Raw genomic sequence first — 13,380 nt, 5'->3', positions numbered from 1 at the left:
AGATCGAGAACTCGTACTTCCGGCTTTGCGCTCCGCGCGAGGGGCGCGGCTGCGACGCTGCGGGTGAGGTGACTGCGGCCAATGTCACATTCTTTCCCTACTTGTCCGTAGGGCTTGGGGCATCAGGGTTCAATGTGCCCGACATGGGCTGCCGGGGCAGAGCGGGGAAAGCACGCACCTTCCGGTCAGGAAGTGCACGGACCGACTGAGAGATGTTCGAGGCGAGGCACAGCATGGACGCTCCGACCACCACGTCGGCGGGCAACGGCACTTCCGGGGACAACGGCGGCTCTGGCGGCTGGTTCACGCCGCGCAGGCCGCCGAGGAGCCAGGAGGGGGCGGAGCCGCCTCGCGCGGCGGAGCAGGCTGAGCCCGGGGCGGAATCGGCTGCCGAACTCGGCGGCGGGCAGCGGGAGTCGGCGGCGGGACGCCGGGTGTCGGCGATACGGCCCTTGGGCAGGTCGGGGGCGGGGAGCGGCGCGGAGCCGGGGGAAGAACGAATACAGGCCACGGACGAGGACGTCACGCACGCGGTGGCCGAGGACGAGGTCGACCCCGAGGCCAGGCTCCTGGAGGAGCCTGCCGAGCCCGCGCAGCCCTTCGAAGCCGTCCGGCCTGAAGTCGTCCACGGGGACGCCGTCGAAGCCGCCGACGCCGAAGACCACAGCGACGCCGACAACGCGACCGCGGCAAAGGGCTACGAAGCCAACGTCCACGCCAATGCCGCCGAGGCCGTGGCCAGCACTGCCCCCGACGCCCCCGGCGAGCCGCCCAAGCCCGCCCCCCATCGCCCCGACGCCTCCCCCGACGCCGTCCGCGTCCAGCGCACGATGGCCGAGATCGCACCAGTCTCCGACAAGGTCACCTCGTACTTCTACGCGCTCCTGTTCACCCGCCACCCGGATCTGCGCGGCCTGTTCCCCGCCGCGATGGACACCCAGCGCGACCGGCTGCTCAAGGCACTGCTGACCGCCGCGGAGAACATCGACCGCACCGACGTACTCGTCACCTATCTGCGCAACCTCGGCCGTGGCCACCGCAAGTACGGCACCCAGGCGGAGCACTATCCGGCCGTCGGCGAGTGCCTGATCGGCGCGTTGAGCCGGTACGCGAGCGCGGTCTGGGACGACGAGACCGAGGCCGCCTGGGTCCGGACGTACACGACGATCTCCCAGGTCATGATCGACGCGGCCGCCGAGGACGAACTGCGCGCCCCTGCCTGGTGGTACGCGGAGGTCGTCTCGCACGACCTCAGGACGCCCGACATCGCTGTCATCACCGTCCGCCCCGACCAGCCCTACCCGTTCCTGGCGGGCCAGTACACGAGCCTGGAGACGCCCTGGTGGCCGCGCATCTGGCGGCACTACTCCTTCGCTTCGGCGCCCCGCTCCGACGGGCTGCTCTCCTTCCATGTGAAGGCGATCCCGGCCGGCTGGGTCTCCAACGCACTGGTGCACCACGCCCGGCCCGGTGACGTGGTCCGGCTCGGCCCGCCGGCCGGCTCCATGACGGTGGACCACTCGACCGACAGCGGACTGCTCTGCCTGGGCGGCGGAACGGGCATCGCGCCCATCAAGGCGCTTGTAGAGGACGTCGCCGAGCACGGCAGGCGGCGCCCGGTCGAGGTGTTCTACGGCGCGCGCACCGATCACGACCTGTACGACATCGACACGATGCTGCACCTGCAGCAGACCCACCCCTGGCTGGCCGTCCGCCCCGTCGTCGACAACCGGGCCCAACTGCCCGACGCGGTGCGGGAGTACGGGCCGTGGAACGAGTACGACGCGTATCTCTCGGGTCCGCCCGGGATGATCCGCAGCGGCGTGGACGCGCTGCGGGACGTGGGCATACCGGCCGGCCGCATCCGGCACGACTCGGTGGAGGAACTGGTCGCGGCGGGCGACTAGGGGCTGTCCGATGGGTCGGCGCGGCGCCGCTCAGTCCTCAGCCCAGGTCAGGCGCATGCATCGCGCGTACGCCCTCGATGTTGCCGTCCAGATAGTGCCGCAGCGACAGCGGCACGAGATGGACCGAGGCAATCCCGACCCGGGTGAACGGCACCCGCACGATCTCGTACTCACCGGCGGGGTCCTCGACTTCGGGCCCGTGCCGCTGCGCCGTGTCCATGGACTCCAGGCGGCAGACGAAGAAGTGCTGCACCTTCACGCCGGTTGCGCCGCCGTCCTCGCCGATGTGCTCGACCGTGTCCACGAAGCACGGCACCACGTCGGTGATCTTGGCGCCGAGCTCCTCGTGCACTTCCCGGTGGAGGGCGTCGATGACGGTCGCGTCCTCCACCTCGACACCACCGCCCGGAGTGACCCAGTACGGATCCACACCGGGCTTGGTCCGCTTGATCAGGATCAGGTTGTCCCCGTCGAGGAGGACGGCGCGTGCGGTGCGCTTGACCACGGGTCGGACGGTCATGGGAGAAATGTGGCCCGGACTGTTCCACGTGAAACATCGCGGGCCTGCTGTGGCCGTCGTCAGGCCCAGTCGGCGGCAGCGCGCAGCAGCCACTCGTGCGCCCGCGCGATATGCGGCATGGCGAGTGTGCCGGTGCGTACGACGAGGAAGTACGTCCGCAGCGGTGGCACCGCAGGATCGAGCAGCGCCACGACGTCGCCGCGCTCCAGGGCGGGGGCGCACAGATAGCGGGGCAGCACGGCGAGCCCCGCCCCCGTGGTCACACAGGCGAGCACTGCTCGCAGGTCGGGCACGATCACGGCGCCGGACGCAGCCGGGCGGGAGTCGAAGACGGCGGCCCAGTAGCGCGAGACGAGCGGCAGCGATTCGTGCACCTCCACCACCGGCAGGTTCTCCACGGTGACCGCGCCTTTGCGGCGCAGTTTGCCGGGGCCGATCCGGGCGGCCCAGCGGGGTGCGGCGACCAGCACGTGCTCCTCGTCGCACAGGGGCGTCGCGGTGAGCAGCGCGCCGCGTGGGCGGGCTGTGGTGATGGCCAGGTCGTGGTGCCCGGCGGCGAGTCCTTCCAGGACCTCCTCGGCGTTGCCGAACGACGCGCGGAGCGCGAACCCCTGCCCGTCGTGGCCGGTCAGAGCGGTGAGAGCCGGCAGGGCGCGTTCGGCCGTGAACTCCGGCGGCCCGGCCAGATGGAGCGTACGGATCGACGAGTCCTCGTCGAGCCCGGCCTCGGCGATCTCGACGAGCGCGTCGAGGTGCGGGGCGGCCTTGTGGGCGAGCTCGTCGCCCATGGTCGTGGGGGTCACGCCGCGGGCCTGGCGCAGGAAGAGCGGGCGGCCGAGCTGCCGCTCCAGCGTGCGGATCTGCGAGGTCACCGCGGGCTGGGACAGACCGAGCAGGGCTGCCGCGCGCGTGAAGGACCCAGCCCGGTGCACGGTCACGAATGTGCGCAGCAGGGCCAGATCCATGTCGCCACCCTCTTCTTCAGTCGGCCCCCGGCGCCCGCCCAACTATAAATTTGTCGATAGGTTGCTGTCGCTACTGTGATTGGACACTGACACAGAGTCAACTAGCCTTGTTTGCACGGTTCTTCGCGCGCGGAACCGGGGCGGTCCGAGCCACGAGGGGGGAGGCTCGGACCGTCCGTTGTGCGTAGACGGTTCCCGTACGCGGTCGTTGGGGGATCAGTGCGCCGTCTCGTCCAGCGCGCGCAGCACATCCGCCACCAGATCCTCGGCGTCCTCCGCGCCGGCGGAGAAGCGGATGAAGCCCTCCGCCACCGCGTCGCCGCCCCACCGCCCGCGCCGCTCGGCCGTGGACCGTACGCCGCCGAAGCTGGTCGCGTCGTCCACGAGCCGCAGCGCCGCGAGAAAACGCTCGGCACGCGCGCGTGAAGGCAGTTCGAACGACACCACGCACCCGAAGCGCCGCATCTGCCGCCGCGCGACCTTGTACGAGGGGTCGTCGGGCAGCCCCGGATAGCGCAGGCCGGTCACCTCGGGGCGCTCGCGCAGCGCCTCGGCGAGGGCGAGGGCGTTGGCGTTCTGCCGGTCGACGCGGAGCTGGAGCGTGGCGAGCGAGCGGTGGGCGAGCCATGCCTCCATGGGCCCCGGAACGGCCCCGACGATCTTGCGCCAGCGCCGCACGGCGGCCGTCAGCCCGGCGTCGCGGCAGGCCACGTAACCGAGGAGCAGATCGCCGTGGCCGGTGAGCTGCTTGGTGCCGCTGGCCACGGAGAAGTCGGCGCCGAGTTCCAGCGGACGCTGGCCGAGCGGGGTGGCGAGGGTGTTGTCGACGGCGACCAGGGCGCCGCGCGCGTGGGCGGCGTCGGCGAGGCGGCGGACGTCGCACACGTCGAGACCGGGGTTGGAGGGTGTCTCGATCCACAGGAGGCGGGCGCCGTCGAGTGCGTCGAGCTGCGCGTCCCCGCCGGTGGGCGCGGTGCGGACCTCGATGCCGTACGCCGTGAGCTGCTCGCGCACCAGAGGCAGCGCCTGGTAGCCGTCGTCCGGCAGCACCACGGCGTCGCCCGCGCGCAACTGGGAGAAGAGCACGGCGGAGATCGCGGCCATTCCGGACGCGAAGACCAGCGTCTCCACGGGCGCGGGGCCCGTCTCGCCCGCTCCCTGGAGGCCGCCCGCCTCCGCCGGGAGTTCGAGCTCCCCGATGGCACGCTCCAGGTGCGTCCAGGTCGGGTTCTCGTCGCGGCCGTACGTGTACGGGCCTGTCGGCTCGCCGGGGAGGTGGAAGTGGGCCGCGAACACGGGGCCCGGCAGCGTCGGCTCGTACTTCGCGGGCTCGGGGAGCCCGGCCCGCACCGCGCGGGTGCCGTCGCCGGTCGGCGGCGCCGGGGTCGCCTCGCCGGACCGCGTGGGGTCAGTCGCAGGCTCCGGTATGTGCTCCGCGTCCGTCATGCCGCTCGTCCTTCCACCGCGTCCCGTACCGCGTCGAGCAGGCCCTCGCTCGCCGCCTCCACCATTGTCAGACACTCCTCGAACCCGTCGGCGTCCCCGTAGTACGGGTCGGGCACGTCCAGGTCGCCGTACGCCATGGGGTCGTACGAGCGCAGCAGACGCACCTTGTCCGCGTCCGCGGGGGTCGGGGCCAGGCGGCGCAGGGAGCGCTGGTGGCCGCGGTCCAGGGCGATGACCAGGTCGAGCCGGGCGAACCAGTCCGCCCGGAAGTGGCGGGCCAGGTGGTCGGTGTCGAAGCCGGCGGCCTCCAGGACGGCGACGGTGCGCGGGTCGGCCCCGTCGCCCTCGTGCCAGCCGTCCGTGCCCGCGCTGTCCACCACGACGAGCCCGTCGAGGCCCGCGTCACGGACCCGCGCGCGGAGGACCGACGCGGCCATGGGCGAGCGGCAGATGTTGCCGGTGCATACGAAGCACACGGCGAACGGCGCCCGGGCGGACGCGGTGGACGGCGCGGACGAGGAGGCGCGGGGCATGGATGAGGTCAGTCCTTGTGGTCGGGGAGGGCGACGTTCAGCGCCCAGGACACGATCGAGATGATCAGGCCGCCCAGTACGGCGGTCCAGAACCCCTCGACATGGAAGCTGACGTCCAGTTTGTCCGCCAGCCAGGATGTGAGCAGCAGCATCAGGGCGTTGACCACCAAGGTGATCAGGCCGAGCGTCAGGATGAACAAGGGGAACGTCAGGACCTGCACTACGGGCTTGACCAGGAAGTTCACCAGACCGAAGAGCAGAGCGACCACGAGTAGCGTGAGGGTCTTCTCGCCCGTGCCGTCGCCGGTGAGCGTGATCTTGTCAAGCAGCCACACGGCGACAGCCAGGGCCACTGCGTTGGCGATCGTCTTGACTACGAAATTCTTCATGTGTCTGATCGTGGCAGACGTGAGGAAACAGTGGTCGGTCCACGACCTGGGGCAAGGGGCGTACACGAGCGATGAAGGCATTCCGACTGGACGAGCTGGAGGCGGAGCGGGCCGCCAACGACGGCGCGTATCTGCAGTTCCTGCGGGAGCGGAACATGTCGGTCGGGCTCTACGCGCTGGACGCGGGCGCGAGCGATCCGCAGCAGCCGCACCGGCAGGATGAGGTGTACATGGTTGTCAGCGGCCGTGCGTCGATCACGGTGGGGATGGAGACGACGGAGGTCGCGCGCGGCAGTGTCGTGTACGTGCCGGCCGGGGTGCCCCACAAGTTCCACCACATCAGCGAGGATCTGCGGGTCCTGGTCGTCTTCTCCCCGCCGGAGCGATGACGTGGCTCGACGGCGCGCACCGTCGCCCCACCCGGAGTGGGCGACGTGAACGGCCTCGGGGTTCCCTAGGGGACGAGTCAGGGGAGTACAAGGGATCGCACGGCCCCGAACTGGCTTTTTCCGACCTAGCATCGAATGTGTGAGAGGGGAAATCTGCACGGAAGCGGAGTTCCCCGAGTCAGCGAGAAAGGTAAGGGCGAGGGCTATGCGAGAGATCTTCGCGGGTATGCCGTGGTGGGTGAAGTGGATCGCGGTGCCGGTCGTCGCCCTGGTCGTCTTCGGCGGCCTGATAGCGAGCGTGATCGGCTTCGTCTTCGGCCTGCTCTTCAAGCTGCTCCTCTTCGTGGCCTTGATCGGCGGACTGGTCTACGTCGTACGGAAGTTCATATCCGGCTCGTCCTCGTCACGTAGCGACTGGTGAGAGCGGAAGCAAGGGTTCCCTCCCCAGGGGGAAGTTTCCGCCCAGGGCGCATGGCACCGGTGGCCAAGGGTTAGAGTCCGAAAACCGACGCGGGGGATTCCCCGCCGGCGGGCCCACTGCCCCACCCGTGGCCTCCGGGCGCGGATGGACCACCATGTGCTTCGGGAGTGACCCATGGCCTCGGTTGACGACGCCCCCGCTGACGTCCAGCCCACCGTCCCCCCGAGCGAGGCACCTTCGGGCGAGGGCCCGTCAACCGGCGCCCCCTCGGCGGGCGTTGGCCACACGCCCGACGGCCCCGCACCTGTCGGCCCCACCCTCATCGGCTCCGTGCAACGGGCGATGCGCCTGCTCGAGGCGGCCGCCTCGCACCCGGCCGGTGCCCCCGCGAAGCAGCTGGCCCGCGAGGCGGGCCTCGCGCTCCCGACGGCGTACCACCTGCTGCGGACGCTGAACCACGAAGGCTATCTGCGCCGGGAGAAAGGGGTGTTCGTGCTCGGCGAGGCGGCCGAGCGGCTGAGTACGGGAGCGGCGGAGCAACACCGTCGCCTCATGATCGGTGAAACTCTGGCGCACTGGCGCGATGTCATCGGCGTTCCGGTGTACTTCGCCATCTACCGGGACGGCGAGATCGAGATCGTGGCCATCGCCGACACCGCCGGTAATCCGGCCGTCGAGGAGTGGGCCGACTTCCGCGAGACCGGTCATGCCCACGCGATCGGTCAGTGCCTGCTCGCCCAACTCGACGACGAGGCGCGGCGGGACCACCTGGACCGCCACCCGGTGCGCTCCCTCACGCCGAACACGGTGCGTGACGATCGGGCACTGCTGCGGCGGCTGGACAAACTGGGCCGAATGACGCCGGTGGTGGAGTATCAGGAGTACGCACTCGGGACGGTCTGCGCGGCCATTCCCATCACCGTGGGCAGCACTGCGGCCACGATGGCCATCTCCGTTCCCTCCTCCCAGGCGGACCGATTGCTGCCCGCGACGCGCCTGTTGCAGGAGGAGATCGGAAAGCTACTAAGGACACTCGCCTTCTCTATCAGCATCTGAAAACTCACTCCTTGTGATCTGGTGTGTACTTTAAGCAAGATGCCATGAGTGCCAGGGAGTTGGTTCCTGCCACCAAATGGCTAGTGACGGGGTAGGCGGCGATGCGAGAGTCGGTCCAGGCAGAGGTCATGATGAGCTTCCTTGTGTCGGAGGAGCTGTCGTTCCGCATCCCGGTGGAACTGCGGTACGAGACGCGCGATCCCTATGCCGTGCGGCTGACCTTCCACCTCCCCGGCGATGTCCCGGTGACCTGGGCCTTCGGGCGGGAGCTCTTGGTGGACGGGGTGGGCAGGGCCTGCGGGGACGGGGATGTGCGCATCGCCCCCACGGATCCCCAGCAGTTGGACGAGGCGCTGATCCGGCTGCAAGTGGGTCAGGATCAGGCGCTGTTCAGGGTGGGCATTCCACCGTTGCTCGCCTTCCTCGACCGGACGGACAAGCTGGTGCCGCTGGGACAGGAGCGGACCCTGGTCGACTTCGAGACGCATCTCGACGAGGCCCTGGACCGGATTCTCGCGGAGCAGAGCGCGGGCTGACCCGGCCGGGGGTGCAACGGGCCCTGGATGTCGGCGGATCAGGGCATTTCATGGCATCGGCGTGAGGCGTGCGGTGCGTGACGTGTGGCGTGCGTTGGCGACGGCCACGCGGGTTCAGGTCTTGCGGCGGCGGCCCTTTCCGCCCAGGGAGGGGCGGCGGGGAGCGGGTCGGCCGGAGGGGGCGGGAGGCGTGGGGCCCGACGGGGCCGGAGGGGCGGGTGCCGGCGTGAGGGCGGGGCCGGAGCGGTCGGCGGAGACGACCAGGGCCGCGAGCGCGGTGGTGACGGGGACGGAGGCGACGAGGCCGATGGAGCCGATGAGGGTGCGCACGATCTCCTCGGCCACGAGCTCGCTGTTGGCGACGGTGCCGACGCTGCTCTGGGCGATGGAGAAGAGCAGCAGAAGGGGCAGGGCGGCGCCCGCGTAGGCGAGGACGAGGGTGTTGACGACCGAGGCGATGTGGTCGCGGCCGATGCGGATGCCCGCGCGGTACAGGCCGCGCCAGCCCATCGTCGGGTTGGCCTGGTGGAGTTCCCAGACGGCGGAGGTCTGGGTGACGGTGACGTCGTCGAGCACGCCGAGGGAGCCGATGATGACGCCGGCGAGCAGCAGGCCGCTCATGTCGATGTCGGGATAAAGACCGTGGATCAGGCCGGTGTTGTCGTCCGTGTTGCCGGTCAGGGAGGCCCAGCCGATGAACAGGGAGCCGAGCAGGCCGATGAGCAGGAGGGAGATCAGGGTGCCGAGCACGGCGACGGAGGTGCGCGCGGTCAGGCCGTGGCACATATAGAGCGCGCACAGCATGATGGCGCTCGCGCCGATCACGGCGACGACCAGGGGGTTCGAGCCCTGGAGGATCGCCGGGAGGATGAAGAAGGTCAGGACGAGGAAGCTCACCGCGAGGGCGACGAGGGCCATGACGCCGCGCAGTCGGCCCACCACGACGACCGCGAGGGCGAAGATGCCGGCGAGCAGGGCCATGGGGAACTTGCGGTTCACGTCGGTGACCGAGTACTGCAGGCCCTCGGGGGCCTTGGGCTCGTAGGCGACCACCACGCCCTGGCCCTCGCGCAGTTGCCGGGGCGAGTCCGGCTGGACGACCTCGGTGAAGGTGCGGCCCTTGTCCGGGCCGCTGGTGACCTTGATCGTGGCCTTCCCGCACGTGCCCTCCGCGCGGGACTGCGCGGACTGGCCCTCGGGGGTGGAGGTGTCGCCGTTCGGTGGGGTCTGCGAGGCGTTCAGGTCCTTGCAGGGGAGCTTCTCCAGCTTCGCGACGGTGGCCGACTGGGTCTGCCGGTCGAAGCCGACACCGGTGCGTTCGTGGTCCGGGGCGCCGCCGGGCCACAGCACCACGAGGCCGACGAGGACGGCGGTGGCGAAGGGGATGAGGACGGCGGCGATGACCTTGCGCAGGTGCTGGGACACGGGGGCGGCAGGGCCGTGGCTGTGCGTATGGCCGTGCGGCTCCGGGGTGGGGGGCCCGGTGGGCGGCGGTGTGGTGGTCACGGCCCGATCATCGCAAGAACGGCCGGGGCCCTCTGTTCACCGCGCCCGATATGACGCTAGCGTGGAGGCACCTTTGCAATCGCGGGAGCTCGGAGCACCGGGCTGAGAGGGCGCTGACCTCCGTACGAACGGGCAGGAACCGGTTCGGACCGTACGGAAACCGCTGCGTCGACCGCCGAACCTGTTACCGGGTAATGCCGGCGTAGGGAGTAGGTCTCATGACCACATCGGACGCACGCACGCCTGCCTCCAGCACCGAGGGTGCTGAGGGCGGGAAGTCCATCGGCTGGCACAAGGCGTATGTGACGGGCCCGGAGGGCTCGCGCTCGGACCTTCGTGTGCCGGTCCGCCAGGTGCACCTCACCAACGGCAAGGCCGTGACGCTGTACGACACGTCGGGGCCGTACACCGACCCCGCCATCGACACCGACGTCCGCAGGGGCCTCGCGCCGCTCCGGGAGAACTGGATCATCGCCCGCGGCGACACCGAGGAGTACGCGGGCCGCCCGGTCCGCCCCGAGGACGACGGCATCAAGCACACCTCGCCGCGCGGGGGCCTCAGGAACCTCGACGCGGTCTTCCCCGGCCGCCCGCGCCAGCCGCGCCGGGGCCGCGCGGGCCAGGCCGTGACGCAGCTCGCGTACGCGCGGCGCGGGGAGATCACGCCGGAGATGGAGTACGTGGCCATCCGGGAGAACATGGCGCCCGAGGTCGTACGGGACGAGATCGCGGCGGGCCGCGCCGTGCTGCCCGCGAACGTGAACCACCCGGAGATCGAGCCGATGATCATCGGCAAGAAGTTCCTGGTGAAGGTCAACGCCAACATCGGAAACTCCGCGGTCACCTCCTCCATCGAGGAGGAGGTGGACAAGATGACGTGGGCGACCCAGTGGGGCGCGGACACGGTCATGGACCTGTCCACCGGCCGGAACATCCACACGACCCGCGAGTGGGTCCTTCGCAACTCCCCCGTGCCGATCGGCACGGTGCCGCTCTACCAGGCCCTGGAGAAGGTCGACGGCAAGGCCGAGGAGCTGAGCTGGGAGATCTACAAGGACACGGTCGTCGAGCAGGCCGAGCAGGGCGTGGACTACATGACGGTGCACGCGGGTGTGCGCCTGCCGTACGTCCCGCTGACCGCGAACCGGAAGACCGGCATCGTCTCGCGCGGTGGCTCGATCATGGCGGCGTGGTGCCTCGCGCACCACAAGGAGAGCTTCCTGTACGAGCACTTCGAGGAGCTGTGCGAGATCCTCGCGGCGTACGACGTGACGTATTCGCTCGGCGACGGCCTGCGGCCCGGGTCGATCGCGGACGCCAATGACGAGGCGCAGTTCGCGGAGTTGCACACGCTCGGGGAACTCAATCAGATCGCCAAGCGTCACAACGTACAGACGATGATCGAGGGCCCCGGGCACGTCCCGATGCACAAGATCAAGGAGAACATCGACCTCCAGCAGGAGATCTGCGAGGAGGCGCCGTTCTACACGCTCGGCCCGCTGACCACGGACATCGCGCCCGCGTACGACCACATCACCTCCGGTATCGGTGCCGCGATGATCGGCTGGTGGGGCACGGCGATGCTCTGTTACGTGACGCCGAAGGAGCACCTGGGCCTGCCCAACCGCGACGACGTGAAGACCGGCGTCATCACGTACAAGATCGCGGCGCACGCGGCGGACCTCGCCAAGGGGCACCCGGGCGCGCAGGACTGGGACGACGCGCTGTCGGACGCGCGCTTCGAGTTCCGCTGGGAGGACCAGTTCAACCTGGCCCTGGACCCGGTCACGGCGCGGGAGTTCCACGACGAGACGCTGCCGGCGGAGCCCGCGAAGACGGCCCACTTCTGCTCGATGTGCGGGCCGAAGTTCTGCTCGATGAAGATCTCGCAGGACATCCGGCGTGAACACGGCACGACGCAGACGGAGATCGAGGAGGGCATGGAGCAGAAGTCCAAGGAGTTCGCCGCGGCGGGAAACCGGGTCTACCTGCCTTTGGCCGAGTGAGTCCGTCCCGCCATCCGGCTGTGCCCCGAGCTTGTTCGGACGTACGGGCACAGCCGGTTGCGGAAGGAACGGGCGGCCTTGGACGGTGGTCCTGTGGCACCGGGCTCGGCAGACTGGCCGTATGACAGCCAGTAGTTCCCTGAGCAAGGGTGCCAACATCCCCGTCGGCTCTTCCGCGGTACGTGCCGAGCTCGCCTGGTCCGAGGGGCCGGGCGTGCCCGCCGCGGATGCCTCGGCGTTGCTGCTCACCGCGGCCGGACGCGTGCGTGACGACGGCGACTTCGTCTTCTACAACCACCCGGACTTCGTCTTCTACAACCAGCCGCGGCACACCTCCGACACCGTGCGGCACCTGGGCAAACAGAGTGCCGCCGGGGTCACGACGGACACGGTCGAGGTGGAGCTGCACGCGCTGGAGCCCGCGGTCGAGCGGGTGTTGCTGTGCGCCTCGGCCGACGGCGGCACGTTCGGGCAGATGGCCGGGCTCACGCTGCGGCTGCTGGACGCGGGGACACAGGCCGAGCTCGCGCGTTTCGACATGACCGCGTCGACGGAGACGGCGTTCATAGGCGGCGAGTTGTATCTGCGTGGCGGGCAGTGGAAGTTCCGCGCGGTGGGGCAGGGATACGCTTCCGGACTCGCCGGACTGGCCACGGACTTCGGGATCACGGTGGACGACGCTCCGGCGGCTCCGGCGGCTCCAGCAACCCCTGCGGCTCCAGCAACCCCCGCGGCTCCGGCGCCCCCTGCGGCTCCGGCCGCCGCACGACCGCCCCGGCCGCCGCACGACCGCCCGCCGCGCCCACCGGGCCCGCAGCACCAGCCGCACCCGCCGCCCCCGCCCCACCCCCCGGCCCCCGCCTGATCAAGGGCGAGGACCAGCTCCCCGTGGACATGCGCAAGCGACTGTCGCTGCGCAAGGAGCAGGTGGCGGTCAGCCTGCGCAAGCATGGCGCGGAGGGGGTCACGGCGCGCGTCATCCTCGTACTCGACGCCTCCGGGTCCATGTCGTTCCTGTACTCGAAGGGCATCGTGGCCGATGTGGTGGAGCGCATGGCCGCCGTGGCCGCGCAGTTGGACGACGACGGCGAGATGCAGGCGTGGACGTTCGCCTCGCATCCGGCCCGGCTGCCCGATCTGACCATCGGCGACCTGCCCGACTGGCTGCGGCTGCACGTCCGGGTCGGTGAGGTGGGCCTCTTCTACCGTCCCGGCAAGCGGAAGAAGGGCCTACGGGACGATCAGATCGACATGCGGTCGGTGGGCATCCAGAACGAGGAACAGAAGGTGATCGCCCAGGTCCGGGCGTACGTACGGGAGAACCCGACCGCGGCCCCCACGCTGGTGCTGTTCTTCTCGGACGGCGGTGTCTACCGCAACACGGAGATCGAGCGGGAGCTCAGGGACGCGGTGGAGGAGCCGATCTTCTGGCAGTTCGTGGGCCTGGGGCAGTCCAACTACGGAGTCCTGGAGCGGTTCGACACGCTGCCGGGCCGCCGCGTCGACAATGTCGGCTTCTTCGCGGTGGACGACATCAGTACGGTCCCGGACCCGGAGTTGTACGACCGGCTGTTGTCCGAGTTCCCCGACTGGATGACCGCCGCACGCCAGGCGGGAATTCTCTGAGCCGGGCGGCACCACGAACCAGCCCGACCAGCCCGACCAGCCCGACCAGCCCGACCAGCCCGACCAGCCCGACCAGTCCG

Annotated in this window: 14 protein-coding genes; 8 read left to right on the top strand and 6 right to left on the bottom strand. The window is 70.2% G+C overall.

All coding sequences use genetic code 11. The features are described 5' to 3' along the window. Positions 1-233 precede the first annotated feature (233 nt). Positions 234-1,907 (top strand): globin domain-containing protein, encoded by a 1,674-nt coding sequence (locus tag STRAU_RS32240; protein ID WP_259300040.1) that lies wholly within the window; start codon positions 234-236, stop codon positions 1,905-1,907. 37 nt (positions 1,908-1,944) lie between these two features. On the opposite strand, the gene STRAU_RS32235 is transcribed toward STRAU_RS32240, so the two are convergent. The 5 genes from STRAU_RS32235 to STRAU_RS32215 form a co-directional block, all read right to left on the bottom strand. Further along, on the bottom strand, positions 1,945-2,427 hold the full coding sequence (locus STRAU_RS32235) for an NUDIX domain-containing protein (RefSeq protein WP_016644610.1): 483 nt from the start codon (positions 2,425-2,427) through the stop codon (positions 1,945-1,947). Positions 2,428-2,486: 59 nt separating this feature from the next. After that, a complete protein-coding gene (locus tag STRAU_RS32230; RefSeq protein WP_016644609.1) occupies positions 2,487-3,392 on the bottom strand; it encodes a LysR family transcriptional regulator in 906 nt (301 codons plus the stop codon). Between the two features lie 216 nt (positions 3,393-3,608). After that, positions 3,609-4,838 carry a cystathionine gamma-lyase gene (locus STRAU_RS32225; protein ID WP_016644608.1) on the bottom strand — a complete coding sequence of 410 codons (1,230 nt, stop codon included), beginning with the start codon at positions 4,836-4,838 and terminating at the stop codon, positions 3,609-3,611. Next, the gene (locus tag STRAU_RS32220; RefSeq protein ID WP_016644607.1) at positions 4,835-5,371 is read right to left on the bottom strand and encodes a low molecular weight protein-tyrosine-phosphatase; all 537 of its coding nucleotides are present in this window, start codon (positions 5,369-5,371) and stop codon (positions 4,835-4,837) included. The genes STRAU_RS32225 and STRAU_RS32220 overlap by 4 nt, the downstream gene beginning before the upstream one ends. Before the next feature lie 8 nt (positions 5,372-5,379). Beyond that, positions 5,380-5,760 carry a phage holin family protein gene (locus STRAU_RS32215; RefSeq protein ID WP_016644606.1) on the bottom strand — a complete coding sequence of 127 codons (381 nt, stop codon included), beginning with the start codon at positions 5,758-5,760 and terminating at the stop codon, positions 5,380-5,382. Positions 5,761-5,831: 71 nt separating this feature from the next. Here STRAU_RS32215 and STRAU_RS32210 point away from each other — a divergent pair, with 71 nt between their 5' ends. The 4 genes from STRAU_RS32210 (at position 5,832) to STRAU_RS32195 (ending at position 8,162) form a co-directional block, all read left to right on the top strand. After that, positions 5,832-6,149, top strand: a complete 318-nt coding sequence (locus tag STRAU_RS32210) for a cupin domain-containing protein (RefSeq protein ID WP_016644605.1) — start codon at positions 5,832-5,834, stop codon at positions 6,147-6,149. A 205-nt stretch (positions 6,150-6,354) separates the two neighbouring features. Then, positions 6,355-6,570: a DUF5326 family protein gene (locus STRAU_RS32205; protein WP_016644604.1), complete on the top strand. Its 216-nt coding sequence runs from the start codon at positions 6,355-6,357 to the stop codon at positions 6,568-6,570. A gap of 342 nt (positions 6,571-6,912) precedes the next feature. Further along, positions 6,913-7,626, top strand: a complete 714-nt coding sequence (locus STRAU_RS32200) for an IclR family transcriptional regulator (RefSeq protein ID WP_016644603.1) — start codon at positions 6,913-6,915, stop codon at positions 7,624-7,626. A gap of 101 nt (positions 7,627-7,727) precedes the next feature. After that, positions 7,728-8,162 (top strand): SsgA family sporulation/cell division regulator, encoded by a 435-nt coding sequence (locus STRAU_RS32195; RefSeq protein WP_037663329.1) that lies wholly within the window; start codon positions 7,728-7,730, stop codon positions 8,160-8,162. 114 nt (positions 8,163-8,276) lie between these two features. Here STRAU_RS32195 and STRAU_RS32190 read toward each other — a convergent pair whose 3' ends face one another. After that, the gene (locus tag STRAU_RS32190) at positions 8,277-9,668 is read right to left on the bottom strand and encodes a YibE/F family protein (RefSeq protein WP_052029380.1); all 1,392 of its coding nucleotides are present in this window, start codon (positions 9,666-9,668) and stop codon (positions 8,277-8,279) included. A 218-nt stretch (positions 9,669-9,886) separates the two neighbouring features. On the opposite strand from STRAU_RS32190, the gene thiC reads away from it, so the two are divergent. The 3 genes from thiC to STRAU_RS44990 all read left to right on the top strand — a co-directional run bounded on the left by thiC (position 9,887) and on the right by STRAU_RS44990 (position 13,300). After that, positions 9,887-11,674 carry a phosphomethylpyrimidine synthase ThiC gene (gene thiC, locus STRAU_RS32185; RefSeq protein WP_037663328.1) on the top strand — a complete coding sequence of 596 codons (1,788 nt, stop codon included), beginning with the start codon at positions 9,887-9,889 and terminating at the stop codon, positions 11,672-11,674. A gap of 121 nt (positions 11,675-11,795) precedes the next feature. Next, positions 11,796-12,539, top strand: coding sequence for a TerD family protein (locus tag STRAU_RS44995; RefSeq protein WP_016644598.1), 744 nt, complete (start codon positions 11,796-11,798; stop codon positions 12,537-12,539). 29 nt (positions 12,540-12,568) lie between these two features. Further along, the gene (locus STRAU_RS44990) at positions 12,569-13,300 is read left to right on the top strand and encodes a vWA domain-containing protein (protein ID WP_472980061.1); all 732 of its coding nucleotides are present in this window, start codon (positions 12,569-12,571) and stop codon (positions 13,298-13,300) included. Positions 13,301-13,380: the final 80 nt, after the last annotated feature.

It is taken from the genome of Streptomyces aurantiacus JA 4570 (genome assembly GCF_000414115.1).
GTDB classification, from domain to species: Bacteria; Actinomycetota; Actinomycetes; order Streptomycetales; family Streptomycetaceae; genus Streptomyces; species Streptomyces aurantiacus_A.
The sequence above is the reverse complement of the archived record's forward strand: the minus strand, read 5'-3'. Positions and strand labels throughout refer to the sequence as shown.